The 26,238-nt window shown below is 37.7% G+C and carries 21 protein-coding genes; 3 read left to right on the top strand and 18 right to left on the bottom strand.

Annotated features, from left to right (window positions below; all coding sequences use genetic code 11):
* Nucleotides 1-17: 17 nt before the first annotated feature.
* From ACOH2D_RS14305 to hemN, 14 genes are all read right to left on the bottom strand, one after another.
* The gene (locus tag ACOH2D_RS14305) at nucleotides 18-800 is read right to left on the bottom strand and encodes an ABC transporter permease (RefSeq protein ID WP_449535631.1); all 783 of its coding nucleotides are present in this window, start codon (nucleotides 798-800) and stop codon (nucleotides 18-20) included.
* A complete protein-coding gene (locus ACOH2D_RS14310; protein WP_348038365.1) occupies nucleotides 793-1,500 on the bottom strand; it encodes an ABC transporter ATP-binding protein in 708 nt (235 codons plus the stop codon). Before ACOH2D_RS14310 ends, ACOH2D_RS14305 begins: the two co-directional genes overlap by 8 nt.
* The gene (locus ACOH2D_RS14315; protein ID WP_449535649.1) at nucleotides 1,497-2,702 is read right to left on the bottom strand and encodes a nitrous oxide reductase family maturation protein NosD; all 1,206 of its coding nucleotides are present in this window, start codon (nucleotides 2,700-2,702) and stop codon (nucleotides 1,497-1,499) included. Before ACOH2D_RS14315 ends, ACOH2D_RS14310 begins: the two co-directional genes overlap by 4 nt.
* A gap of 253 nt (nucleotides 2,703-2,955) precedes the next feature.
* Nucleotides 2,956-3,390, bottom strand: coding sequence for a nitrous oxide reductase accessory protein NosL (locus ACOH2D_RS14320; protein ID WP_348038367.1), 435 nt, complete (start codon nucleotides 3,388-3,390; stop codon nucleotides 2,956-2,958).
* Nucleotides 3,391-3,568: 178 nt separating this feature from the next.
* A complete protein-coding gene (locus ACOH2D_RS14325) occupies nucleotides 3,569-4,183 on the bottom strand; it encodes a hypothetical protein (RefSeq protein WP_348038369.1) in 615 nt (204 codons plus the stop codon).
* 266 nt (nucleotides 4,184-4,449) lie between these two features.
* Entirely contained in the window at nucleotides 4,450-6,420 is a 1,971-nt protein-coding gene (gene nosZ / locus ACOH2D_RS14330) for a Sec-dependent nitrous-oxide reductase (RefSeq protein ID WP_348038371.1), read from the bottom strand.
* 31 nt (nucleotides 6,421-6,451) lie between these two features.
* Entirely contained in the window at nucleotides 6,452-7,024 is a 573-nt protein-coding gene (locus tag ACOH2D_RS14335) for a fasciclin domain-containing protein (RefSeq protein WP_348038373.1), read from the bottom strand.
* 45 nt (nucleotides 7,025-7,069) lie between these two features.
* Nucleotides 7,070-7,558, bottom strand: a complete 489-nt coding sequence (locus ACOH2D_RS14340) for a c-type cytochrome (RefSeq protein ID WP_348038375.1) — start codon at nucleotides 7,556-7,558, stop codon at nucleotides 7,070-7,072.
* A gap of 440 nt (nucleotides 7,559-7,998) precedes the next feature.
* Nucleotides 7,999-9,258, bottom strand: coding sequence for an alginate export family protein (locus ACOH2D_RS14345; protein WP_348035517.1), 1,260 nt, complete (start codon nucleotides 9,256-9,258; stop codon nucleotides 7,999-8,001).
* A 78-nt stretch (nucleotides 9,259-9,336) separates the two neighbouring features.
* Nucleotides 9,337-10,053 (bottom strand): SCO family protein, encoded by a 717-nt coding sequence (locus tag ACOH2D_RS14350; protein ID WP_449535632.1) that lies wholly within the window; start codon nucleotides 10,051-10,053, stop codon nucleotides 9,337-9,339.
* Between the two features lie 118 nt (nucleotides 10,054-10,171).
* On the bottom strand, nucleotides 10,172-10,948 hold the full coding sequence (locus ACOH2D_RS14355; protein WP_348035514.1) for a formylglycine-generating enzyme family protein: 777 nt from the start codon (nucleotides 10,946-10,948) through the stop codon (nucleotides 10,172-10,174).
* A gap of 161 nt (nucleotides 10,949-11,109) precedes the next feature.
* Nucleotides 11,110-12,555: a copper-containing nitrite reductase gene (gene nirK, locus ACOH2D_RS14360; RefSeq protein ID WP_449535633.1), complete on the bottom strand. Its 1,446-nt coding sequence runs from the start codon at nucleotides 12,553-12,555 to the stop codon at nucleotides 11,110-11,112.
* A gap of 183 nt (nucleotides 12,556-12,738) precedes the next feature.
* Complete coding sequence (locus ACOH2D_RS14365; protein WP_449535634.1) at nucleotides 12,739-13,569, bottom strand: universal stress protein; 831 nt, start codon at nucleotides 13,567-13,569, stop codon at nucleotides 12,739-12,741.
* An 84-nt stretch (nucleotides 13,570-13,653) separates the two neighbouring features.
* Entirely contained in the window at nucleotides 13,654-15,018 is a 1,365-nt protein-coding gene (gene hemN / locus ACOH2D_RS14370; RefSeq protein WP_449535635.1) for an oxygen-independent coproporphyrinogen III oxidase, read from the bottom strand.
* Nucleotides 15,019-15,225: 207 nt separating this feature from the next.
* On the opposite strand from hemN, the gene ACOH2D_RS14375 reads away from it, so the two are divergent.
* On the top strand, nucleotides 15,226-15,810 hold the full coding sequence (locus ACOH2D_RS14375; protein ID WP_449535636.1) for a superoxide dismutase family protein: 585 nt from the start codon (nucleotides 15,226-15,228) through the stop codon (nucleotides 15,808-15,810).
* A 637-nt stretch (nucleotides 15,811-16,447) separates the two neighbouring features.
* On the opposite strand, the gene ACOH2D_RS14380 is transcribed toward ACOH2D_RS14375, so the two are convergent.
* From ACOH2D_RS14380 to ACOH2D_RS14395, 4 genes are all read right to left on the bottom strand, one after another.
* The gene (locus ACOH2D_RS14380; protein WP_449535637.1) at nucleotides 16,448-18,004 is read right to left on the bottom strand and encodes a serine hydrolase; all 1,557 of its coding nucleotides are present in this window, start codon (nucleotides 18,002-18,004) and stop codon (nucleotides 16,448-16,450) included.
* A gap of 300 nt (nucleotides 18,005-18,304) precedes the next feature.
* Nucleotides 18,305-19,567: a DUF4374 domain-containing protein gene (locus ACOH2D_RS14385; RefSeq protein WP_449535638.1), complete on the bottom strand. Its 1,263-nt coding sequence runs from the start codon at nucleotides 19,565-19,567 to the stop codon at nucleotides 18,305-18,307.
* A 70-nt stretch (nucleotides 19,568-19,637) separates the two neighbouring features.
* On the bottom strand, nucleotides 19,638-22,028 hold the full coding sequence (locus ACOH2D_RS14390) for a TonB-dependent receptor (protein ID WP_449535639.1): 2,391 nt from the start codon (nucleotides 22,026-22,028) through the stop codon (nucleotides 19,638-19,640).
* Nucleotides 22,029-22,176: 148 nt separating this feature from the next.
* A complete protein-coding gene (locus ACOH2D_RS14395) occupies nucleotides 22,177-22,719 on the bottom strand; it encodes a hypothetical protein (RefSeq protein WP_348035504.1) in 543 nt (180 codons plus the stop codon).
* A gap of 340 nt (nucleotides 22,720-23,059) precedes the next feature.
* Between ACOH2D_RS14395 and ACOH2D_RS14400 the strand changes: the two genes are divergently transcribed.
* Nucleotides 23,060-24,538 carry a catalase gene (locus ACOH2D_RS14400; RefSeq protein WP_449535640.1) on the top strand — a complete coding sequence of 493 codons (1,479 nt, stop codon included), beginning with the start codon at nucleotides 23,060-23,062 and terminating at the stop codon, nucleotides 24,536-24,538.
* Between the two features lie 60 nt (nucleotides 24,539-24,598).
* Entirely contained in the window at nucleotides 24,599-26,218 is a 1,620-nt protein-coding gene (locus ACOH2D_RS14405) for an FAD-binding protein (RefSeq protein ID WP_449535641.1), read from the top strand.
* The last annotated feature ends 20 nt before the right edge of the window (nucleotides 26,219-26,238 follow it).

Consider the following 26,238-nt stretch of genomic DNA (forward strand, 5'->3'; position numbering starts at 1 on the left):
AATAGTGAATCTAAATATTAAAAATCTTTTTTCTTTGCCTTAGAAGTGATTCTTAACACTGGCAAAATTACCCATAAAGTCAAGGCCACAAAAGATACGATCAATCCTAAATTGGTGCCAAAAAACTGTTTGAAGACGGCGCCGGTATAACCAAGCAATGCCGAAATGTCGAGCTTTAGTAAAATAAGGGTTCGCGACAAATCGATAGGGTTCAACATAGTGCCCACCAAAGACAATTTATCCAAAGGATAATCTGAGAAAATGATCAGCGACATTAAAAAGACCCCGTCGTAAATAATGGCTAAAAATAACCATAGTAAAATGGCATAACCAAAACCTTTTATTCTGTTTTCGTTTGATAATGCGATATTAAAAGCCAAGGCTGTAAAAATGAACGTTAAAAAAGTTCCTGTGATTAGCAATAAGGAAAAATCCCAAATGGCATTAGACATAAACAGACCGTAAAAAACAAACGGAATGCCCAATCCTAAAATCAAACTCATGGACAGTGAAATAGCCACGCCCAGATACTGGCCTAAGAAAATGGACGATCGTTTTAAAGGCTGTGCCAATAAGAGCTCGGTAAACTCTTTGGAATTATAATAATACATGACCCCAAAAATGGTTCCGATCAGTGGTACCAAAACAATAATTACATTCATTAAAGTGATGACCGCTTTGGACAGGTCATTGTTTAAGAACAACAACACAACACCAAGCAATAAGTAGAATGCAAAATAGACGTAGCTCCAACGGCTACGCATGAGATCGTAAAAACTGTATTTTAATATTTTAAGCATGATTGTCGGTTAAAATGGATGCGATGGCATGTTCGAAATCCGGTTGATTGGTTTTGTCTTTGAGTTCGGTAATCGTTCCTTTAAAGTAGATTTTACCCTCCAAAAGAAATACGATTTCGTCTGAAATCTCTTCCACGAAACTCATAATATGTGAAGTAATCAAAATGGTTTTACCTTTGGCTTTTTCGGCTTGGATCAATTTTTTTAAGCGTAATAGGGAAATGGGATCCAGACCTGATGTTGGTTCGTCCAAAATGACCAAAGGACTATCAAACATAAAGGTTAATACCAAATTGACCTTTTGCTTGGTTCCGCCAGAAAGATTGCCCAGTTTTTTATCTAAAAAAGGTTCTAATTTAAACAGCGTGATTAATTCTTCATCCAAGTCCACATTCCCACGGAGATCCTTAATCATCGTAATGAGTTCCTTTACTTTTAAATTGTTTGGAAAGTTCGCTATTTGAGGCAGATAATCGATTTTATGTCGGTAATCAGAGCCGCTTTTTATATTCTCGCCCAATACCGTAATGGTCCCTTTATTAGGAATAACCATGCCCAAAATAGACTTTATAAGCGTTGTTTTTCCTGAACCATTGGGACCCAGCACGGCAAAAATACCGCCTTCTCCAATTTCTAAATTGAGGCCACTTAAGACCTCGTTTTTTCCAAATTTTTTATATAAATCTTTAATTTCTATCATGGTCTATCATGGTTGATACGTTTCATTCTTGGATTTTCGTCCATCAAATCATCTGGGGTAAATACTGGGGAAACTTTTTCAGAAAAATCTATCAGGTCTATAAACAGACTTCGCAATAGAATTATCGTTTCCGGGGTTCTATTCACAATATAGGAGAAGAGCTTTACGGGTCGGTATGGGACATCGCCTATGCCGTTTTTATCCAAATCGTAGCCGGTGTAATTGCTCCAAAAATTGTTATCAAATTTGTTGTCGTTAATTTTTCCATTATAGGAAATATCGAAGGAGTTGTAGAGAAAGTTATTTTCAATAATTTGATTATCATAACAAGCGCCTTTCACTCTAATGGCATACCCATTACTTATAAAATCATTGTTGCTGTACAACAGACGATTACTTCCTTCAACCGTAATGCCTACTGTATTTTCGATAAATTTGTTGTTGATAAGATTAACGTCGTTGACTTCCTTCAGGAGTAACCCATAAGCTGCGGTTCCCCAGTTTTTGGTAATGACATTTTTTTTGACTTCCATGAATTTTGAAAACATCAAGGCAATTCCAGCACCATTGGTTTCAAACACATTATTAATAACCTTGTTATTATTACTGAACATAAAATGAAGCCCATAGCGCACGTTGTTCTTACTAAAATTATCAGTGATGGTTATATTATCAGAAAATTCAAGATAAATACCATCGCGAACATTCCGAACATCATTGCCGCGTACTTCGACATTTTTACAATACCATAAGTGAATGGCATTTCCTGAGTTAAACTCCGTAACCGCCTCTCCGCGAACCTTGTTATTTATGACTTTGCCATTATTTGATTTTTGAAGATAAATTCCGAAGAAAAGTTTTTCCAAGTCTAAATTTTGAATGGTGAAGCCTTCACTCTTTATGAGTCTTACGGCAGCATAATCGGTGGTGTAACTCACGCCGACGTTGATAATCTTAAAACCATCGAGCGTCACATTATCGGCGCCAATGGTAATGATTTCGCCTTTTGCTTCGCCATCTATCGTGGGAAGACCTTCGCCAATTAGCGTAATGCTTTTATCGATTTTCAAATTGGACTCCTTGTAAATTCCCTTTTTAACCAAAATGGTATCGCCTTCTGCAGCTTGTTGTATCGCTTCATGGATGGTTTTGACGGCACAAGAAGAACAAACCGTTATGGTTTTTGACCATACGCTGGTCATGGATAACAATGCCGTTAAAAAGAAGACTATATAGTGTTTATTTTTCAAAATAAAATTAAATTTTATCAATACGAAGTTATTCTCTTGCGAGATAATAAAAAAAGTTGAACAAACAGATTTTAATAATGTTTCATAAATCGAATTTCTTGAAAATGAACACTTAAAAACCCGTGCAATTTCGAAATTTATAAAAAAACCTCAGCACTTGTTGATGGCTTTTAGTCTTTCAGAAACTGCTGAAGCCATTTTTATGTTATAATCTCAGATGATCCTGAATTTCTTTCCAGGTATAAGTTTTGCCTGTAAATTTTTCTTGGGCTTTCTTTCCGGCTTCTGCATTTAAAAAAGCGGAAAGATTCGCTCCCATTGGGCTTTGCAGATTTTCACTAATCAAGTAAGAAGCTTTTGTAGCATCAATCAATTCGCCCGGTTGATTTAAATCTGCCACCAAATAGTGCGCCATTTCGGTAGTTGCAAACTCATCCTGTAACGAGTGCACCATGCACTCAATGGCATCATATTTATAGGCTTTTCCCTTTGAAGTCACTAATTGCGAAGCATGTTGTTTATCCACAATAGTCATTTCGCAATAATGGCAAGCATCAGAACCATAATTTATAGGTTGCGGCTCAGCACTGCATGACGCCAATAAAAGGCTTATAATACCAAGAAAAATAAACTGTTTCATCTATTTGTAGTTTTATTTATAATTAATTAAAAATGTATAAAAAAGAATCAAGACACTTCGACAAGCTCAGTGAGCGCCGCTTCGCTTTTAGAATCAAGAACAAAGACTTAGTTCGTAAACTATTGCAAGTACGAGCGTTAAAGTTCGAGAAACAATTAATCCATCATTTTTTCTGATTTTAATTTACTTTTTTAGAGGCACTTTTTCCAACAAAGAAGGCTACTACGGTAAGCATCATGCCGATGAAGATCATATAAGCTCCAGCAGCTGGCCAAGAATCCACATCAAAGTTAAGCATCTTTTGATAACCAATTAGTGGCGGTTTATACGTCATTGGCGTACCATCCAGGTTTTCAAGTTTCATGATCGCTTTCGGATCTAAATCAGTTCCGTATTGTGTGAGCCACAGGTTGAAATCGTACATTCCCATGACGCCAAGGATTGACATCAGTATGAACCAGCCTAGAAACCATTTGTAACTCACTTTTCCAAAGAAACCCAGCAAACCGATGATCACTCCAAGTCCTACCATAATCCCTATAACCATAGGAAATACTTCAAACTCCCACATTTCTTCAACTTTGGGAATGGTTTTCATCCCGATGTAGTGGTTAAGACCGTCAATATTTTTAATATCAAATTCTTCAACACCTTCTATACCTTGAATATAAATATTCATCCCAAGCGGGTCTGGGTACTGAGGAGCGCCGAGCATAATATTCCACAATGGGAACTTAAACAGCCCTAATAACAACAGGGATCCTATTATCATTATTATACCAGCTTTTTTCATAATATTACTTCCCGTGAAACAGGAATCGTTTTTTAATTAATACTCAATTCCGTTTTGATAATCATCATTATAACAGTTGCATTCTACATGCTTATAGGATGAATTATCCCGTTTTATTTGAGATTCCTGCCTTTACATCGACATGCTCAGCAACCACGCAGGAATAGAAAGGCGAGAGCGATAAATCAACTCTCGCCTTGTGAGTATGGAAATAAACACTAAAACAAAATTTCCCTACCCTTATACTATTGGTAATCTATTTCAATTTAATCCTCACCTAAACTCCAGGACAATTCAATATTTGAATCTGCTGGACTCACACGAACATAACCTTGCATTTCTTGGTGAAGTGCAGAACAGAAGTCTGTACAATAGAACGGCCAAACTCCCACTTGTTTTGGTTCCCATACCAAGGTTTCAGTCGCTCCTGGAAGCACAAGCAATTCAGCATTATTAGCTCCAATTATAGCGAACCCATGAGGTACGTCAAAATCTTGTTCAAGGTTCGTCACGTGGAAGAAAACCTTGTCTCCTACTTTAATACCTTCGATATTGTCAGGGTTAAAGTGGCTACGAATTAAATTCATATACACGTGCACATCTTTTCCTTGACGCACAACTTTAGTGTCAGCATCAGAAAGCGCAGCATAAGGGTGCTTGTTTTCAGAAAGCTTATAGATTTTTCTAGAATTTTTTGCAATCAACTCCGCAGGAATAGCAGCGGCATAGTGAGGTTCACCAATGGTTGGGAAATCTAGTAAAAGCTCCATTTTATCTCCACTAATATCAAATAACTGAGCAGACTGTGTAAGCTCTGGGCCCGTTGGCAGGTATCTGTCTTTTGTAATCTTGTTTAAGGCTACAAAGTATTTACCAAACGGCTTACGTGAGTTACCTCCAGGAATCATTCCGTGTCCTACAGAGTAGAATACTGGCTGACGGTCTAAAACTTCCCAAGTTCCTACTCTCCATTTTACAACTTCCGAAGAGATAAAGAAGGTAGTATAAGCGTTTCCTTTACCATCAAATTCTGTATGCAATGGTCCTAATCCTGGTTGTTTAACTACACCAGCTAAAATATCTTCAAAGTTTAAGATTGGAATACCATACGCTTCACCATCAAATTTCTTGTTTTTAATAGCATCCAACATTTTGGTAAAACTATGAACTGTTAAGTCTGCAGAAAGCTTTCCGTTACCAATAATGTACTCACCTGATGGATCAACGTCACATCCGTGTGGCGATTTTGGAGTTGGTAAGAAATATACAGCTCCAGGAACATCCAATGGATTTACAGTAAGAACTTCTTTCATCATTGTAGAAGTTGCAGTATGCGTGTTTTCATCCATTATGTTATGTGCATAGTTGGCAGGAACTTTTGTACCTCCACCATTATTCACATACTCTTCAATTACTTTCCAGTTAACCGCAGCGATAAAATCTTTATCATTTTGGGAAGCGTTCACTTCTAATAAAGAATGCGCTTCTTCAGTGTTATAAGTGGTAAAGAAGAACCAACCGTGACTCTTATCTCGACCTGGGTGAGAAAGATCATAGTTAAATCCAGGCATCATCAATTGGAATTTAATTCCCATACGTCCCGTTTCTTGATCAACGCTAATAAAAGTTAGAGAACCTTTAAAGTTTCCTTTGTAATCTTTTATAGGCATATCTTTCTGTGGAATTGGCACAGAGAAACGTGTTCCCGCTACCACATACTCGGTATTCTCAGTAATGAATGATGAACTATGGTTCCCAGCACTGTTTGGAATCTCAATGATTTCTTCGGTTGCAAAGTTTTTCAAATCGATACGCGCAATTCGCGGCGTGTTGTTTCCATTGATAAAAATCCAACGGCCATCCAATTCACCTTTTGTTTGTGAAATATCAGGGTGATGCGAATCATCCCAAGGCACAAACCCGTATGATGTATTTAACATTGGCTTGGTCTCCTCACTATAACCATATCCATTTTCAGGATTTTGTGAGAATACTGGAAGAACCTTTAGCAAACGTCCTGATGGCAATCCATAAACACTTAGCTGGCCACTAAAACCTCCAGACATAAATGCGTAGTATTCATCATGCTCACCTGGAGCCACATACACTCTTTCTGCAGCATTAGATGCGAGACCACCTTGGCCTCCCTTGTGACCTTTTTTGTCATTCCCATTATTACAGCTAACCAATCCGGCAGCTATAACCAGGTAAAATAAAATATTAATTGATTTTTTCATTGTCCTATTGTTTGATTAAATTGTTTTAAAATTAGTTTGCTGGCAAGATTACTTTATCCACGACGTGAATAATTCCATTACCTGCGGGAATACTTGCTAAAATTTTAGCACCGCCCACATACACATCATCACCTTTAACTTCCACAGCGACACTTTCACCACTGGCCTGTCCAACTTTTTTGAATTTTTTCAAAAAATCTTTCGAATAATTCCCAGGAGTCACGTGGTTTTTCAAAATATAAGCTAGCTTTTCTTTGTTTTCAGGCTTTATTAACTCTTCAACTGTTCCTGCTGGCAAAGCATCAAAAGCTGCATTGGTTGGTGCAAAAACCATTAAAGGTCCAGCGTTAACCAGAGCGTTTTCCAATCCTGCTGCTTGCACAGCCGCCACTAATGTGGTGTGGTCTGGCGAACCGATGGCAATTTGGAGAATGTTTGGTGCTGATTCATCATTTTCAATAAAAGCCTGTCCTTGGTTTTTGGTTTGGACATCGCTTTTGGCGGAACCTTCGGTGGTTCCCGATCCGGTGGTTGTTTCATTTTTACAAGCTGCAAACACGAGTAATGCGCACGAAACAAAAATCATTTTAAGGATTGATTTCATATGAGTTTAGCTTTTGGTTTGTGAAAGGTTATTTAAGTATATCTATTATAGAGTTCTAAAATATTCCAAAATCTGTCTTGTTTGTTCTTCAGACATGTGTTGGTTGGCCATTGGTGAACCATTAAATTCGACTAACAAATCTTTAGCTAATGGATCTTTTTGGGTCATTTCGTCAGGATTCATGATCATGTTCATTACCCATTCTGGAGTTCTTCTTTCCAAAATTCCTTTTGGAGCTGGACCAATGAATTTTTTGTCTGCTTTATGACAGGCCGTACAGTTCATTTTGAAAACGCCCTCTCCTTTTTCAGCCATTTCTTTATCGATTTCTGGCGACAAGGTTACCGATTTAATTGGACCGATACCTTTGTTGGTCAAATCGACTCTTACCGAAGCAGGAGTAGCATCAACCGCTTTAGCTTCAGTTTTTTGTTCCGTTTTACCGTATGGAGAAGCCTCTTTCTTTTCCCCATTACCACACCCAGTAAGTATTGTTAATCCCAATACTGCAAAAATCATTAGTGTTTTTTTCATTTTGTGTTAGTTTTAGTTCTCAATTGAATTTTTTATTTATTGTTTTTAAACTACGAAGTCAGAATATGTCATTTTGATTTCCGATACCAAATTTAAACGCATTAAATAAAAGAATACATGATAAAAATCATATTTAGGATAATTTTGTCCTGTTTTAAAATTATTTTATAAAACCTTAATTACCAACACAAAAAAAACCTCGATTGCTAAGACTTGGAAAATATTTTTTGAGTGGAGAAATCAGAAAAAGATTCTCATAAAAGTGAAGTAAATCTGTGGTAAAACCTTTTTATTTCAGGTTTTTGTGCACGGCAGATTATAAATGAGAAGTTTGAATTTCTCTAGAGGAAGGTAAAAAAATCCCGAAGTATCTCTCGTCCGAACTTAAAGCTCATTTGGGATATACTTCGGGGAAATTATAAATGCTATTCTAGGGTATTCTATTGTTTATTAGTATAGGTAAACAACTTTGGTTTAAACACAAACATGGCCCAAGCCCAATTGTTGGTATTTTTGTGGTTACCACCTTTTAGGACTTGCATGGTTTCTGTGGCAAACATGTGCGAGTATCCCAATTGAAAATCGATATTATCGGCGATTTTATAACCAAAGGAAAAATCTATCTCAGTTCCTAAATAGTTGTCTTTTTTATGGCCCAAATTGTCAAATACATTCGCCGCAGATGAAAATAGATGGGGTACCAATTGCAAAGTCACTTTTTCCTTTTGATATTTTAAAGGCACACTGATGTCTAATAAACCCACAGAATTGATATGGTTGGCTACATAAAAATAGTCCATCCACCCGTTGAATTTATGATTGGTTCCAAATAAAGGGTTGAAAGAATTGAGCTTGTCTGAAGTCGTATCCATATCGGTACCAGATAGGATTTCAGCACCAACACCTACGGTAAACTCTGAAGCTACCTGATAATATAAGTTTCCTGCCATATTATATGCGCTTAAACTGCGATCAGCAATCTTTCCGGTTTGGAAATAAATAGACGCATCTGCCTTAAATTGTTTTTTTCCAAAAGAAGCAAAAGCACCTAATGTTTGATTGTAATCCACTTCCTGTTTTCCATTAGCTTCATAGGTAAAACCTGTGTTCAAAGCTAATAAGCTTAAATTCATATTATCCAAACTAGTATGGTACCATGCATATTGGAATGCCTTGTAGTTGTTGACATCATAATCTTTTTGAAACAATGTTTCATCCTGTTCATTCATTGCCAAACCAACATCCAAACGGTTTTTGGCATTAGGTTGGTAAGTGGCGATAAAAGCATCATGACTTCTACCCGCTTGTGCCCAATCCACATTTCCGAAAATTCGAGCGTCGTCATAAATAATTTCCTGACGTCCCATTTTGAATGAAAATTCAGAATCTAATTTGAAAGATGCCCAAGCTTCATGGATCGCTGTTCCGTTGACATCATTAACAGATAAAGTATTGACATCGCCCCAAACTCGGACGTTTTGCAATGAAATATACGCTTTCAGTTTTTCACTGCCATATTTGAAATTCAGTCTTGATCGCTGCGACACAAAAGTAGCCGCGTCAACGCCATCAGGAATTAAGGTTTTAAAACCATGTCGGTACTCAACACGAGGTCTCAATTGCAAATCCATACCAAATTCTTGGGCAAAAATGGTGTGACTCAACATGCCTATGCATGCGAAAAGAATTACTTTTTTCATAAGGTATTTATTAAAAACCCTTCATGTTTTTTTTGGATGAAGGGCTGGCTATCGGCAAGAACTATTAAGATTGGGAGATTACATTATGGCAGCGACTGCCTTTTCAATATTTTGAATCGTAGCATCGGAATTAACTCCTAAGCCTTCTTGTTGAAATACCATTTCGCCTTGATCATTAAACACCGTAATGATGTTGGAATGTGAAAAATCAATTGGAGAAATTTTCTTGTAATTCACAGCGACTACAGCGGCAAACTCCCTGGTATTATCCTCAGATGATCTCAGAAATAACCATGGCGCTTTATCCATAACATTTTCTTCAGCAAATGCTTTCAAACGCTCAGGCGTATCTGTATTCGGATCAATGCTAACCATAACCATTTTCACGCGTTGTTTTGTTTTTTTAGAAAGTCGCTCCTCAATATTTCGCATATCTGCCACCAATCGTGGGCAAGCTGCTTTACAGGAGGTATAAATCATGACCGCAACCAATACATCACCTTTTAAATCTTCAAATTGAAGATCTTCTCCATTTTGATTGGTCCAAGTCGAGGTAAGATTAAAAATAGAAAGGTCTGAAATTTCATCAGAAGCCACTTTTTTTTCAACCGCAACTTCTTTTAAATCCATCTTACAAACCGGACAAGATCCTGGTTCGTCGTAAGTTTTATCGCCTTCACATTTCATCGGACATTGAAAGACTACTGTTTCATCCGATGCTTTATTAGGTTCATTTTTACAAGCAGTAAATCCTATAAAAAGAATACTACACAGTATAAAAAAGGTTTTTTTCATGTGTTTAAATTTATTATTTTTCAACCGTCATACTTCGACTTCGCTCAGTACAAGCTTGCTTTTCGCTATCACTCATTTTCATGGGGATTATATTTTTAGCATGCTCGTTTCATGAGTATTATTGGGTTTCAATATCTTTGGCGCATCTAAATCCGAGATTCTTTATCGCGTAATTGGCCTTGATGCTGCCTCTAAAGGCGTAGCGCATAAATGCAGCATAATTCATTAAATCTGTAGCGCCTAAGGAAGCACTTCCACAGAACAGGTTATTGTCTTTTTCGTTATCTTTTCTTGACTCGCCAGAAAGTAACACCGAATTAAAATCGGAAGTCCATTCCCAAACTAGACCATGCAAATCATAAACACCCCAGAAGTTTTTTGGGTTTTGTCCAATTTGATTTTCGTTTGATCGTGGCGCTTCATACCAAGACAAGATTTGCTCATTGTAGGACTTTTTGATGCGGGCATCCTTAACGGTTTCGTCAGCCATCGCTGCATATTCCCATTCGTCCATGGTTGGTAAACGTTTGCCCTGACAGTCGCAATAGGCCTTGGCCGCAAACCAACTAATATAGGTGGCTGGACTATTCAGCTTTTCACCATCTTTGAGTTCAAAATCGTTTTTCCAATTTCGCAAATACATCCCATCGGCAAATATTTTTTTAGCATTTGATTTTTGCCATTGTGGAAATTTCTGTACAAACTTGATGTACTCTTCATTCGTAACAGGATAAACATCCAAATCAAAATCCTTGACCTCAACAACGGTGGAATCCCGTCCGTACAAAGGAATGTAGCGTGCACCTTTAATACGCGCCATATCTTCAGATTGCCCATAACTAAACATATGGAATAAGATCAAAACAAAGGACAATCTGAAGAATTTGGTACGCATTTTTTAGGTATTAGGTTTGAGGTATTAGTATTGGTTTGAGGTATGAGGCATGAGCTTTTAGGTCACATTAAACTCCAATTTCAAACGGTTTATAAAGCTCCTCAAAATATTAATATCATTTCAAGTATAAGTTCATTTTCAAGTTGAAGTTCAATTTCAACTTATTTTTTATTTTTTACTTTCTTGACCATTTCTGGAGTCACTACCGTTTTATTATTGCCCCAACTGTTGTACACATAGGTCAATACGTTGGCAACTTCTTCTTGTGAAATCATTTGTTTGGTCATGATACTGTTGTATTTCAACCCATTTACGGTAATCTCTCCACTTAATCCGTGAAGTACAGCATCAATAGCGCGATCAACATTTGCGTTCAAGAAATCTGATTTTGCCAACGGAGGGAATGCATTTGCAATACCTTGTCCTTCTGCTTGGTGACAGGCGATACAGGTTTGACCATAAATCTGTTTTCCGAATTTCATTTGTTCTTCAAATGATTTTGCAGGAATATCAGACTCTTTAATCTCATTGGTGGTAGGCATTTTTTGGATCCCTGGACCTTCTGGAAGATAAATATTATCCATAAGCTCACCAGAGTAGATTTTCTTATTCGCTTCTCCGGTTACATTCAACATGCCTAAAGCACCTTTGTTGAACGCTCTAAAAATAGAATGGTCCACTAAAATATAGGATCCTGGAACATCCACCTTAAACTCAATCATGGCTGCACCACCGGCAGGAATCAGCGTGGTCTGAACATTCTCATTGACCAGACTTCCGCCCTCAACAAACACCTTATCAAATATTTCTCCAATGATATGGAACGACGACACTAAGCCAGGACCTCCGTTACCCATAAATAGTCTAACGGTCTCTCCTACTTTAGCAGTCAACGCATTGTCGCCAGTTAAGGCTCCAACTTTACCATTAAACACTACATAATCAGCTTTTTCGTCAACCGCTTTTTGCATGTCAAAAGGTTGCAAGCCACGTTCACCGTTAGAACCTGCTGTATAAAAATCACCTTGCATCACATAGTATTCTTTATCCACTGGAGGTAATCCGCCTTCTGGCTCGATCAAAATAAGACCATACATTCCGTTTGCAATGTGCATCCCTACTGGTGCTGTAGCACAATGGTAAACATACAATCCAGGAGATAATACTTTAAAAGAGAATACTTTTTCGTGCCCTGGAGCAACAAAAGAAGATTCTGCACCTCCACCTGGACCATTCACAGCATGTAAGTCAATGTTGTGAGGGAGTTTGTTATCGGGATGGTTTTGTAAATGGAATTCAATCTCGTCGCCTACTCGGGCTCTGATAAAACTTCCTGGAACTGATCCGCCAAAAGTCCAATAAACATAACGTACGCCATCGGTAATTTCGCCCTCTGCTTCAAGGATTTCCATTTTGACGATGAGTTTTTTTGCTTTTCGATTTCCAACAGGCGCTGGCACGTGTGGTGGCGCGGTCAATTCCGCAAGCATCTCTCGGCTAACTGGAATATCTTCAGTTGCAGCATATTCCGTTTTTTTTTCTTTAAAACAGCTAAAGAGCAAAAGCACGGAGGCACATAGTACGGTAATTTTTAGTTTTGATTTCATAAGTATAATAGTTGTTTTAGTGTTTGATATATCAAAGATGAAAATTTAAAATAAAGTGAAATATGACAAAAATCATATTTCGGATAATTTCATCTGATTTAAAACATATAACACTTTAACCCCTTAAACCACCGTAACTACATGCTATAAATTAAAAGTCATCAACCGCTTATATTTTACCTACTATATTTTAAAAGTCATGACTGGCAGATTAGCACGGTTGGCCATATCTTCAGAAATACTACCTTCAAAAAAATGTGCCAATCCTTTTCTACCATGTGTTGGCATGACGATCAAATCGGCTCCAAAAACATTTGAAAAATTAATGATGCCTTTTTGTATCGTATAGTCCGACACATAATGCACCTTATTCAAATTGTTCAGATTCCCTTCGGCCTTCATTAAAAAGTTGGCCACGTCCTGTTCCATCTCGGCAGTACTTTTAAAATTTTCGCCTGGAACGTTCACATACAGTAAATTCACCGTTGAATCGGAACCCAAGGTATTTAACGCACGCTTATAGACATCGACACTTTCCTCAGAAAAATCAGAAGCATACACAACATTTTCGAAAGTAAGATTGCCAGGTTTTTGCTTAACAACCAAAACTGGCAGTTTGGAGTGGCGCACCACTTTTTCAGTATTTGAACCTACAAAAACTTCTGTAAACCCACTAACACCATGAGATCCCATTACAATCAAATCAGCACCATGCTCTTCAGCAACCTCGCTTACCTCACTAAAAACCTTGAAGTTTTTGACAATTGGAGTGACTTTGACACCTTCCAAAAAATCTCTTTTTAAGAATTCCTGAAATTTTTGTTCCGCCAGTCTTAAAAAAAACAACATTTTAGGCTGTTGGCTCTCTCCTGTAGCTGTGAATACGGCATTGGACATTTCTAACATGTGCAATGCGAAAATTTCAGCATTATTCTTTTTTGCCAAAATAGCAGCAGCCTCAAGAGCATATTCTGAATATTCTGAAAAGTCTATAGGTACAATTATCTTCTTCATAATTATTTTGTATTAATCTTATTAAAAGGTACGGTTATTTTTTAATAACACTAAGGTATTGAAAGATTCTATAAGTCGTATTACTTATATGGTCATTGAAAACACTTGTGTTTCTGGTTTTTTCCGTTTCAAAAGCACATCAAAAGCCATACAGACATTTCTTACAAATGGCCTACCCTTCTCGGTTACTTGCAATTGACCTTCACTGCGGACTAACAAACCATCGTGTTCCATTTCTTCCAAATGCTCTAAAATCTTAGGTAATTCTTCAAAATAAAGTTCCTTTTCGATCCAAGAAGTTTCAAAATGGCACATCAAATTTAGAATATGTTTTCTTACAATCAAGTCTTCCGCACTCAAAATGTGTCCTTTTACCACGGGAATTATATTTTCCTCTATCAAGTGATAATAATCCTCAAGATTTTTAACATTTTGCGCAAACCCGTACCAGCTATCGCTGATGGATGAAACTCCCAAGCCAATCATTGCCTTGGTTTTTGAAGCCGTATAGCCCATAAAATTGCGATGAAGCTGGTCATTCATCATCGATTGATAAAGCGAGTCAGACTCTAAAGCAAAGTGATCCATCCCAATTTCGTGGTAGCCCGCTTCTGAAAGTTGTGCTTTGCCTATTTCATATTGCTGTCGTTTTGCTTCTCCTGACGGTAAATTGCTTTCATCAAATCCACGCTGGCCATTACCTTTAATCCACGGCACATGCGCATAACTGTAAAATGCAATGCGGTCGGGTTTCAATAGTTTTGTTTTGGCTATGGTTTCTTTAACATGCTCCTCGGTTTGAAAAGGCAATCCAAAAATAAGGTCATGCCCCACCGAAGTGTAACCAATGGCTTTCGCTTGTTCAGTAACCCGTTTGACATTTTCAAAAGGTTGCAGGCGATGAATGGCTTTTTGAACCGTTTCATTATAATCCTGAACACCAAAACTGACCCGTCTAAAGCCGAGGTCATAAAAAGTTTTTAAATGTTCCTCTGTCGTATTATTTGGATGTCCTTCAAAGCTAAACTCATAGTTTTCAGACAGTGTGGCACGATGTAAAATACTATTGATAAGCAAACTCAAGTGCACTGGCGAAAAGAATGTTGGCGTACCACCACCAAAATGCATTTCCTTTATTTTGGGTTTTGACGGCAGCAAATCGCAATATAAATTCCACTCTTTCACTAAAGCCGTGATATAAGGAATTTCAACACTATGCTGCTTTGTGATGCGCTTGTGGCAGCCGCAAAAAGTACATAAACTCTCGCAAAATGGCAGATGGATGTAAAGACTTATCCCTTCTTCTGCATTGCTTTCAGTAAAAGCTTTTAAAAGTGAATCCTTCCATCCCTGCATATTAAAAGTTTGCTCGTCCCAATAAGGAACAGTCGGGTAACTGGTATATCTTGGACCAGCAACGTTGTATTTATCAATTAAAGACCTATTCATTCTTATTTGATTAAATTTGATTCAAAATTATCGTGAACACGCTATTAAAACTATGATATAAGTCATGTGAACTCTTCAATTAAAAGTAATTTTATCAGCATTTAAAAACGAAAAACGCTTAATGGTCGGACCCTATCCTATAATTCAAGTAGGAGTATTCATATAAAAAACCGTAATTTTATTAATTAAACACTAAAACCACTACCCATGAAAAGATTATCACTAATGCTCATTGCCGTTTTTGCTTTGACTTTGACTAACTCTTGTAAAAACGATAAAAAAGAGATTACAGTAGAAGAAACAAAGAAAGAAATGCCAATGGTCACCAAAGCTCCTGAAGTTAAAAAACTTGAAATTGCATTAGAACCTAAAAGCGATAGTAAAGTAAAAGGCAGCGCTGTTTTCACTGAACAAGATGGTGTTGTCACTATGGTTACAGTCCTTAGCGGAATGACGCCAGGCGAACATGCTATCCACCTTCACGAAAAAGCAGATTGCTCAGCAGCCGATGGCACCTCAACTGGAGGCCACTGGAATCCAACCAAGCAACCTCACGGCAAATGGGGAAGCGCTGAAGGTTACCACAAAGGCGATATTGGAAACCTTACCGCTGACGCCAATGGTAACGGAACCATTACTTTTAGCACTGACGAATGGTGTATTGGCTGTGACGACGTTAACAAAAACATCATAGGAAAAGCAGTGATCGTCCATCAGGATGTTGATGACTTTAAAACCCAACCTACAGGTAATGCTGGAGGGCGCGTAAGTTGCGGAGGTATTATTCAATAATTCAAGAATACAAAACGATAACGAATTGAGCCACTTTAAAAAAAGTGGCTTTTTTATTTCCAATTATCATCCGCTTTATGATCCTCTAAAAAAACGATATGCAACTAGAAGTAGTGATTATAAAATTTAAGCAAAAAGACGAGAAAGCAGTTGAAGAGTAGTACCGGATGTATGGCAATAGAATGCAAGGCGTCTCTATAATATTGTGAGAGATCATGATATTGCAGAAAAAGTCATTCTGGACATTTTTATAAACATGCCGAACATACTAAACTAACCATACCAGCCAGACATGCATTCTGGCGTTTTTTTTTAAACGGACAGAAAGTCTTTTGCATTGGTGAAATTTATGATAATTAATTTATGCCAGTATTCTCCAAGGATGAGTAAATCCGTGAAAATTCGTGAAATTCGTGTCAAAATATTTAGAAGCTAAAGCAAGATGCACTAAGGTACAAACCAGCCCGACGAACGTTCTGACGGGGTTTTAACTTAATTTGAGACCAATAAAAATTCAGCAACCTGATTAGAGTGCTGAATTTTTATTTTAGTATCTGAACAAAGAATTTCTAAATAATTTTAAACATCGCGGCGGAAAGCGATCTCCTCCTTAATAAAGTCAATTCCTTAAAGACTCCTACTGTTTTATAAACTTTTCTGAATGGGTGTAGTTCGACGGGTAAGCTCCTACTTGCAAGGATAAAGGTCTCAGGACAAATTCAAAGTCCAAAGATTCCACCTTACCATCTTTGCCCAAATGGAATTGCATAAACTCTTCACGTTGCGCAGGATTTTTCCAAACTGCTCTAAAAGTGTCATAATGCCAATGCTCAAGCTTAGCTTCCAAGTCTTTAGAATCCCAAAAGCGCAACACCAAATCCTTTCCATCACGTTTAACTTCTACTTTTCCGTAACCTGGAGACTTATATATCCCTAGATAATCATCTCTATCCAAACTAGATTTTGAACTCTTTGCTCTGGCTTTATGGATTTTCTCGCGTGCTAACAAGGCGCGTTCATAAGAGATCAAATAGCTTTGTAAATAGCGGTCATTCCAGTCCACCTTGCTTTCTCCCAAATAGGCATCCATGACCTGAAAGGCAACGGCATTTCCCAAGGAATTGAAATTATTACCCACCACGATAATTCCCAAATCCAACTCTGGCATCAAATACATCGCCGTATTAAAACCGTCGGTCGCACCACCATGAGTCAGCACACGCTTTCCTTTATAATCGCTGATATTCCATCCAAAACCATAACTTCCTTGCCCTGACAACGCATTTGCTGGTCGCTGTACCATTTGAGGTTTGTGGATTTCGTTCATCTCCTGCGCACTGACAATGGCTTTTCCATTATAGGTCCCTGAATCGCCCAATTGCATCAGCATCCATTTATTCAAATCATTTATTGTAGAATTCACACCGCCTGCTGGACCAGCATTATCCCAGTTTCGTCTTTTAATCGGCACTACTTTGCCATCGATCTCCTGATGTGGATACGCCAGATTATCAGTGCTTTTTAATTGCGTGATACTGGTTGTGCTTGAATGCATTTCAAGGGGCTCAAAAAGTCGTTCTTTCAAAAAGGCATCCCAAGTGCGGCCATCCACATGTTCAATGATCTGTCCTGCCAATGAATACATGACGTTGTTGTACACAAATTCCGTACGGAAAGGTTTTTCCAATTCCATATAGCGCATCTGATAGAGCACGCTATCCCTTGAACTATTGGTCATAAACTGCAGTCGGTTGCCTAATATCCGTCCCAAGCCCACTTGGTGCGTCAGTGCATCACGAATGGTAATTTCCTGAGTGACCCACGGATCCTTTAACTGAAACCAAGGGATGTGTTTGGTGATTTTATCATCCCATTTTATTTTTCCTTCGTCCACTAAAATACCAAGAGCAGCGGCCGTAATATTTTTACTGACCGAGGCAATACTAAAAATGGTATTGGCATCCACCTTCTCCCCACTTCCCAATCGTTTTTCTCCAAAGCCTTTGGCATACACCACTTCGCCATTTTTTACAATGCCCACGGCCATCCCAGGTATTCTCCAATCTTTTCTCCCCGATTCTATCCAAGCATCAAAGTTCTCTGGGAGAGATTCTTGAGCAAAAAGATTGAAAGAAAAGAAACTTAGAAATACAAAGAGCGCAAAGGTATAGCAGCTGAAATAATTTTTGGTCATGGCAATAGGTTTTGCGCTAATATAGTTACAAGTTTGGACAATTGTAATTGGATGATGAGCTTCCTGATTTTCAATATACTTTCTAGCTGTACTCTAAAAAAACATATCAAGAGGAATATGATGAGTTTATGGAGACTTATAAGTTTGAGAGATTTGAGGACTGAGGAGGTTGGACTAAAGCCCACGTCACGTCTTTCGTCTTACCCCCAGCTGAAGCTGGGGTTATTCCAACGCTATTAATATCCATAATACCGAATAATCCCAAGGCTTTAGCTCATAGTTATAAAACGGAAACCAATTCTAGTTCCCCAACTTATAAAATCGCGTAGGACGATATTTATTCTCAATCTGCAGCTCCTTTTTAAGCGTTCCCTTTCTATCCAGAGAATACAGACCGCTAAAGTTACCCGGAATCGCGTTAGGCACAACTATAAAAAGTTTATCGTCTATGATATTAAAAATATTCATACGCGCCGACGGATTGGAGGTGGGAATATCCAATCTGGTAAAATTTTGTGGATTGTCGGTGTCAAATTCGTAATACGACAGTTCTAAACCATTTCTGGTGGATACATCTTCACTGGAAGTGAATAAATAAGGATCTTTAGATATATGAAGGTATAATTTATTATTATAGGATGTAATGGACTGGGCAATTCTACCCTCGCCAAAATGTGATTCAATATCGATCTCCCAATCTCTATCAAAGTCGGTCTCACCGGCCTTGATTCGAAAAACCTTGGAAGGATCATGTTTGCTAAATTGATTCCAACCCCAGGAGCAGAAATAAAGATTTCCATCTTCGTCTTTGGTTGTGGGATTATTTTCAGAGACATAAAACCCCACCGTTTTAACACCTGCATAGGAGATGATTTTCTCAAAACTAAAACTCGGAATATCAATGACGGCCAAATAAAAATTGTTATCAGTTTCTGGAATGATATTAAAACTGGCCTCTTTCAAGAAAACAACACTCACATAAAGTTTATCGTCTTGATAATCCATGACCAGAGATCCTGTCCGTATTAAATTATTACCATACTCATCCTCAAATTCTGCATCCGGCCGAAATGCTTTGATATTATCGCGCAGATTTAAGGATTCGCCTAATTGCATAGTTAGCGGATTGAACGATTGGATGGTCTGACCGCCAGTATCTTCATTAAAATAAAAACCGAGATTTTCATTGTACAGCACTAATTTGCGCGAAGGAAATAGATTGTCCTTTCCAATAAATATTTCGCTTTCGATGAAAATTTGCTCAGAACTGTTCAAACTTAATCGAAACAAACCAGGTGTAGAAGAGAACCCTCGTTTATCCTTGGCCATACTAAAGATATAATTCTTAAAGAATTGGTGCCCCGACGACGTTGAGGGATCGGAATTGATAAATTTTTGATTCTCCTGAATCAAATCATACGTTTTATTAGGATCTACATCATCTAAAGTGAAACTAAAAAACCGTGTAATATTAGCAGTGGATGCATCTTCTGTAGCTAACACATAATTAAAACTAGAATAATCACTTTTTGGAATTTTATTCGCGTCGTCAAGATTGTTCACTTCACATGAGATGAATCCCAACAATAGGAAACAAAAAAAGGCTTTATAAAATATTTTAAACTTCATCATATTAGAAACTGTAAGTTATTTTCGCTCTAAAATGTCGCCCCGGGCTTTGCATTTTAAATTCGTTATAAACATCTTCATTAAAGACATTTTTTAATTCTGCGCTAAAAGAAATACTCTGTTTTGAGAAATCTCGCACATAAATAAATCCGAAATTATGCGTTTGTTGATTCGGAATGATGCGGCTGGTATTAATTTTTGAATTACCGAACAATCCTAGAAAACCGTTAGGCTCAAATTGTTTTTCAATATAATCAAGATAATATTGATGCACATAGGAATAATCCCAGAAAAAAGAGAGATCGGTAGACAAATTCAACACTTCTTTAACATTATAGGATGCGCTAAAATTTCCGTAGTAAAAAGGCATATTAGCAATTCGCGCGTTTTTAAAATGCTCCTTGTTTTCATAACTATCATTAGACGATTGTAAGCGAAAGTCATTCCAAGTTAAATTTCCTGATAAACGCAAATTATCTAAGGGCTCATAATGGGCCTGAAGTTCCACGCCAAATCCTTTGACATTATCCAAATTGAGAAAAGTAGCTTGATATTGGTTGATGTCTTTAAGGCGAATCAAATTTTTGGTATCGCGATAATACGTGTTTATTTCAAAACCATAAGTTTCGGCGGCAAAGGTATATCCCAAATTCATGTTCCTACTTTCCTCAGGAGTCAGTTCGTAATTAGCGATAATAAAGTTATTATCTCCAAACAATTCTTGTTGTTCGGGCAATCGGAAGGTGTTTTCGTAAGATAATCGGACGTAGCTTTTAGCGTTGACATTGTATTTTAAAGCTTGTGAAAAGCTCAAGCCGGTATTGACCACATCTTTATTTATGATATTTTCTTCCAATGGATTTTCGGACGCATTATACTGCCCGACAAAATTTCCTAAGAGGAATTTAAATTGGGTATTCGATTCCAATTTACGATCGAAAAATTGTGAATTTAAAGCAAAATTGGTAATCAACTTATTGTAGTTGGTGCCATTCAGATTAAGGTCACCAACGTTTGACTTTCGGTTGTAATGGCTAAAAACCGTATTATTTTCTATTTGAAAATATTCATTGATTAAGTAGTTAAGGTTGGTACGTGAGGTAAATTGTTTAAAGTTGTTTTCTAGATAGCCCTTATCCAAAAGCATATTTCCCATTTCTGATCCAGAATTAGTAGGATGAGCAACGCCTTTCCAATCATAATACACATTTTTTGCCAAATCAAAGATCTCAAAATAGATCTGACTAAACACCAAAAACTGATTGACACTTAATCTGTTTTCAAAGAAATGATTCTTGTATTTAACAGAAGGAATAAAGTTCCCACGCTCTCGACGGTATACTTCTCCGAAAGGGCGTGCTCGCGAAAAGGGATCGTTTTGAATTTCCTTTTTCAAACCATAAGAATTGACTTTAAACTCAATGGATTCTGCCCACGATAACTTATAGGCTTGTAATGAGAACTCTAAAGAATGCTGGTTAAAAGCATTGTGAAACAAGCGCTCTCTTATATAAGCCACCTTACCACTATTGGGATCTTTGTAAGGTAGATCATCCACCTTATAATTGTTTTTTGAATAATTGTAAAAACTATTCACTCCAAAATACAAGTGCTCATTTAATTTAATACTGGCGTTGGCAGTGGCAATATGGGTGTCAAAAGATCCGGTTTCATAGGATACCGTACCAGAAGTTTTATTAATGTTTTTAGGCACAATGTTGATCGCACTGCCTAAGGCATCTACCCCTATTTTTGTAGGCAATACCCCTTTATAAATTTCCACGCGACTGATGGCATTAGTCGGCACTTTGGTTAATCCATAGTTGGATCCTAGATAATCTATCGGAATATCATCGTAAAGGAACTTTACGGCATTGCCTTGAAAGCCACCCACAATAACATTGCTTGTAGATCCCAAGCCGCCTATATTTCTGATTTTAACCCCCGGACTTTTATCCACCAAATCTTCTACAGAATTGGCACGTCGGGTATTAGTTTCTACAGAAATAATATCCGATTTGATGGCGCTGTTTTTCAATTTCTCACTTAAACTTAAAGTTTTAAGCCTGACTTCATCCAAATCGTAAGTCATCATTTCAATGTGAAGGATCACATTCTGTACTTCGCCAGACTTAATTTGTATGGTTTCAATGCCGAATTGAAAACCGTCGTAAATGGGATAGATATTATAATTTCCAGGAGGAAGGTTTTTAAAAATAAATCTGCCTTCCTTGTTGGTCAGCGTTTTACCATTGGTTTCAACCAACCGTATTTCAACATTTTCCACTTGATCATCAAGGGCATTTATAAGTTTCCCTTGGATTACTCCGGTACTTTGTGAAAGGACTAAGAGAGGAAAAAGTATTAAAAGTAAACATGTAAAATTCCTAAACATAAATGGTGGAAAGATTTTTATAACGCTGCTTATTTTATCTGAATTGGGCACATTCCATAGTATCTTAAATTAAAAGATACCTTTGAAAATGCGCCCGGTCAGATTAGTAAAGCCCTTTGTGGGGCTTTCTACACTTTAATAGGACTGCTTATTTATTATCAAAAAACCCGCAATAATAAGATGAACCATCAGGATTCGTTAACACGGGAGATTTACTTCTATCAATCTTCTGTTTTACCAAAGTGAATTTGGCTTTAGATCCATTACCCAATTCTCCATTGAAAGTAATTACTGATTTGCCTTCCACTTCCTTTACTACAATATTTTCAGGTGATAACCCAAAGTGATATCCAGGTCTTTTTTTATTTGTTTGAATGATTGCAAAATCTTCCATATTACCTTCCCACGTCCAAAATTCAGCGGCGTAAGGATCGAACAATTGATATTCACCATCCGTTAATATGAAATAAAACTTGGAATCTGCACGAAATTCATAACCCGTAATGAGTTCTACGATACAACCATCGCTTGCAGGAATCCCCCCTTCAGTCATGGTTATAAAATCAACATTGGTCAATTGCCAATCGCCGACTAAGTTCACTTCTTCTTTAGTAGCATTATCATCATCACTAGAACAGGAATAAAATACCATTCCAAAAACGACAGCACTCAATAAAACTAATTTTTTCATGAAATTTGATTTTTTTTAATGTGGTGCAAATTTAAGGCTTATTTAGACTAGGACTAAATGGAATGGGCGGTTTTTATAATGCTCGCGGAATAAAAGTATCGAAATAAGGTTTTAAAATATTTCCTAAATCACAACACGAAATTTAACACCATAACTGGAACTTTCAAAAACAACAAAAGACCATCATCTTAACAAAATAATTACTATTTTTAAGCGTCATCAAAGTTTGCCGTTGTTTAGTTAAATCCGAGTTGTCTCAGAGAACTTATACTAAAACCGGCCTTTCTTTAAACCGAAATGCAAAAAAAACAATTGTATTTAAATTATAATATCTAATAATATGAGCGACGAAAAGAAAAAACTAACCTCGGTATCCGGCAGGCCGATTGCAGAAAATCAAAATGTAAAAACTGCAGGCAGAAGAGGTCCGATGCTTCTGGAGGATTTTTGGTTCTTAGAAAAGCTGGCGCATTTTGACAGAGAGGTTATTCCTGAAAGAAGAATGCACGCCAAAGGTTCTGGTGCCTTCGGAACATTTACCGTAACTCACGACATCACGAAATATACGAAAGCCAAGATATTTTCAGAAATAGGCAAAAAGACAGATATGTTTGCGCGCTTTTCAACCGTTGCTGGAGAACGAGGTGCCGCTGATGCCGAACGAGATATCAGAGGTTTTGCATTGAAATTTTACACAGAAGAAGGCAATTGGGACTTAGCAGGAAATAATACGCCTGTGTTCTTTATGAGAGATCCATATAAATTTCCTGACCTTAATAAAGCAGTCAAACGCGACCCGAAAACAAACTTAAGAAGTGCTAATCATAATTGGGATTTTTGGACACTTTTACCAGAAGCATTGCATCAAGTCACTATTTTAATGAGTGACAGAGGTATTCCAAAATCATACCGACATATGCACGGTTTTGGCAGTCACACCTTTAGTTTTTTAAATGCTGCTAACGAACGTAGCTGGGTAAAATTCCATTTTGTAACCGCACAGGGCATTCAAAATTTAACCGATGAAGAAGCCATGCATATCGTCGGAAAAGATAGAGAAAGTAACCAACGTGATTTGTTTGACGCAATTGAAAAAGGAAATTTTCCGAAATGGCATTTGAAAGTGCAAATTATGCCCGAAGCAGATAAAGACTACCGTTTCAATCCGTTTGACCTGACTAAAGTTTGGCCACACGCTGATTATCCACTGATTGATGTTGGTGTCATGGAACTCAACAGAAATCCTGAAAATTACTTTGCAGATGTGGAGCAAGCAGCGTTTAATCCTGCAAACGTGGTTCCAGGAATTGGATTTTCTCCAGATAGAATGTTGCAAGGCCGTTTATTCTCTTATGGTGATGCGCAACGTTACCGATTAGGTGTGAATCACTACCAAATTCCTGTCAATAAACCACAATGTCCGTTTCACAATCCACATCGTGATGGCGCCATGCGCGTAGACGGCAATGAAGGATCAACGCTTCATTACGAACCAAACAGCTATGGCCAATGGGCAGAGAGTAAACAATTTGCTGAACCTGCCCTACATTTAGAAGGCGATGCTTTTCATTACGACCATAGAAAGGATGATGATTATTACACCCAACCTGGCAATTTATTCCGACTAATGACGCCTGCACAACAGCAAGTATTGTTTGAAAATACAGCGCGACAAGTTGGTGGTGCCGAGAAATTCATTCAGGAACGGCATATTGGGAATTGCTATAAGGCCGATCCAGCATACGGAATAGGCGTTGCAAAGGCGTTAGGCATGAATATAACCGATATCGATTTTAACATCAACAATGTCGAATATTAGTAACTAAAGTGCATTAAAAAATATGGTCATGAGATTTTTGATTCTTTTAGTACATACTTAATGAATATTCACGAATACGATAACATCATCGTTGGCGGTGGATTGGCAGGCATATCAGCAGCCATCGAACTTCTGGATAATCATAAAAAAGTTCTTATAATTGAAAGGGATATCAAAGAGAACTTCGGAGGATTGGCAAAAAAATCCTTCGGAGGCATTCTATTTTCTGGTACACCTCTCCAAAAAAGAGCGGGAATTAAAGATTCTCCCACCTTACTTTTTGAAGATTGGATGCGTTACGGCGCATTCACTGAAACAAACAGTTTAGGCGCACAATGGGCTAAATTTTATTCAGAACATTCAGTTTCTATTATTTATGACTGGCTCATTGCTAAAAAAGTCGATTTTCTTCCTGTGGTCAACTGGCCAGAACGCGGGATGGATGTCAAAGGAAATTCAGTCCCCAGGTGGCATATCACCTGGGGAACTGGATATGACTTGTCCAATAAAGTTGTAAAACACTTGTTGAATCATCCCAATAAAGGAAATCTGGAAATTAAATTTCAACACAAAGTGACCTCTATTCTTATAGAAAACAAAAAGACCATTGGAATTGAAGTTCTCGATGAAACGACACAAGAGAACTTAATCCTAAAATCTAAAAATGTAATCATTGCCTCAGGCGGAATTACAGGTGGCGATTTAAAATTGGTCAAAAATAATTGGCTTCCCGAATATGGGACACCGCCAGACACCCTATTAAATGGTTCTCATAAATACGCAGATGGCACCATTCATCTAAATTTAGAACAACAAGGCATACCTTCCACCAACTTAAACAGACAGTGGCACTACGCCGCTGGGATTCCCACACCACATCCTGAACAAGGAAAATTCAGAGATGGCTTGAGCTTGGTGCCTCCCCGATCGGCTATTTGGGTTGACGCCATAGGAAAACGATTTGATCCGCCCCTTGTGCCATATACGGATACGTCGTATTTTGTAGAACATATTCTAAAAACAAAGGAGCAGTATTCATGGAGTATTATGAACCGAAAAATTGCCCTTAAAGAATTGGCAGTTTCAGGTTCGGAATATATGACGGCTTTCAGAAACAGGAACAAATTACAGATGATCAAAGAGGTTTTATTTGGAAACAAAGCCTTAATAAACCGATTGATTGAAGAATCAGATCACTTTGTAGTTGCCGATACGCTTGAGGAGTTAGTTAAAAAAATGAACCAACAACCGGTCACGAATGCGGTAGATATAGAAATTCTGAAAAAGGATCTGCAAAGTTATGATGACGAGATTGATCGTGGAAAATCCTATTTTAATGACGAACAATTGCGACGCTTAGTCAATTTCAGACTGTACCGCGGCGATAAAATCCGAATTTCTAAATTTCAAAAAATTCTCGATCCAAAAGCAGGACCATTAATTGCAGTGAAGCAATATATTTTGAGTCGAAAAAGCTTGGGCGGCATCCCTACCAATTTAAATTCACAAGTCATTGATAAGGATGGCGAAATCATCTCAGGATTATATGCTGTGGGAGAAGCTGCCGGATTTGGCGGCGGTGGCATTCATGGCGCACGTTCGTTAGAAGGCACTTTTTTAGGATCATGTATTTTAACAGGTCGCGTTGCAGGAGCAAACATCTCGGGAATAAAACTTTAAAATTAAAATTGAATATGAAA

Source organism: Gelidibacter sp., from assembly GCF_053579655.1.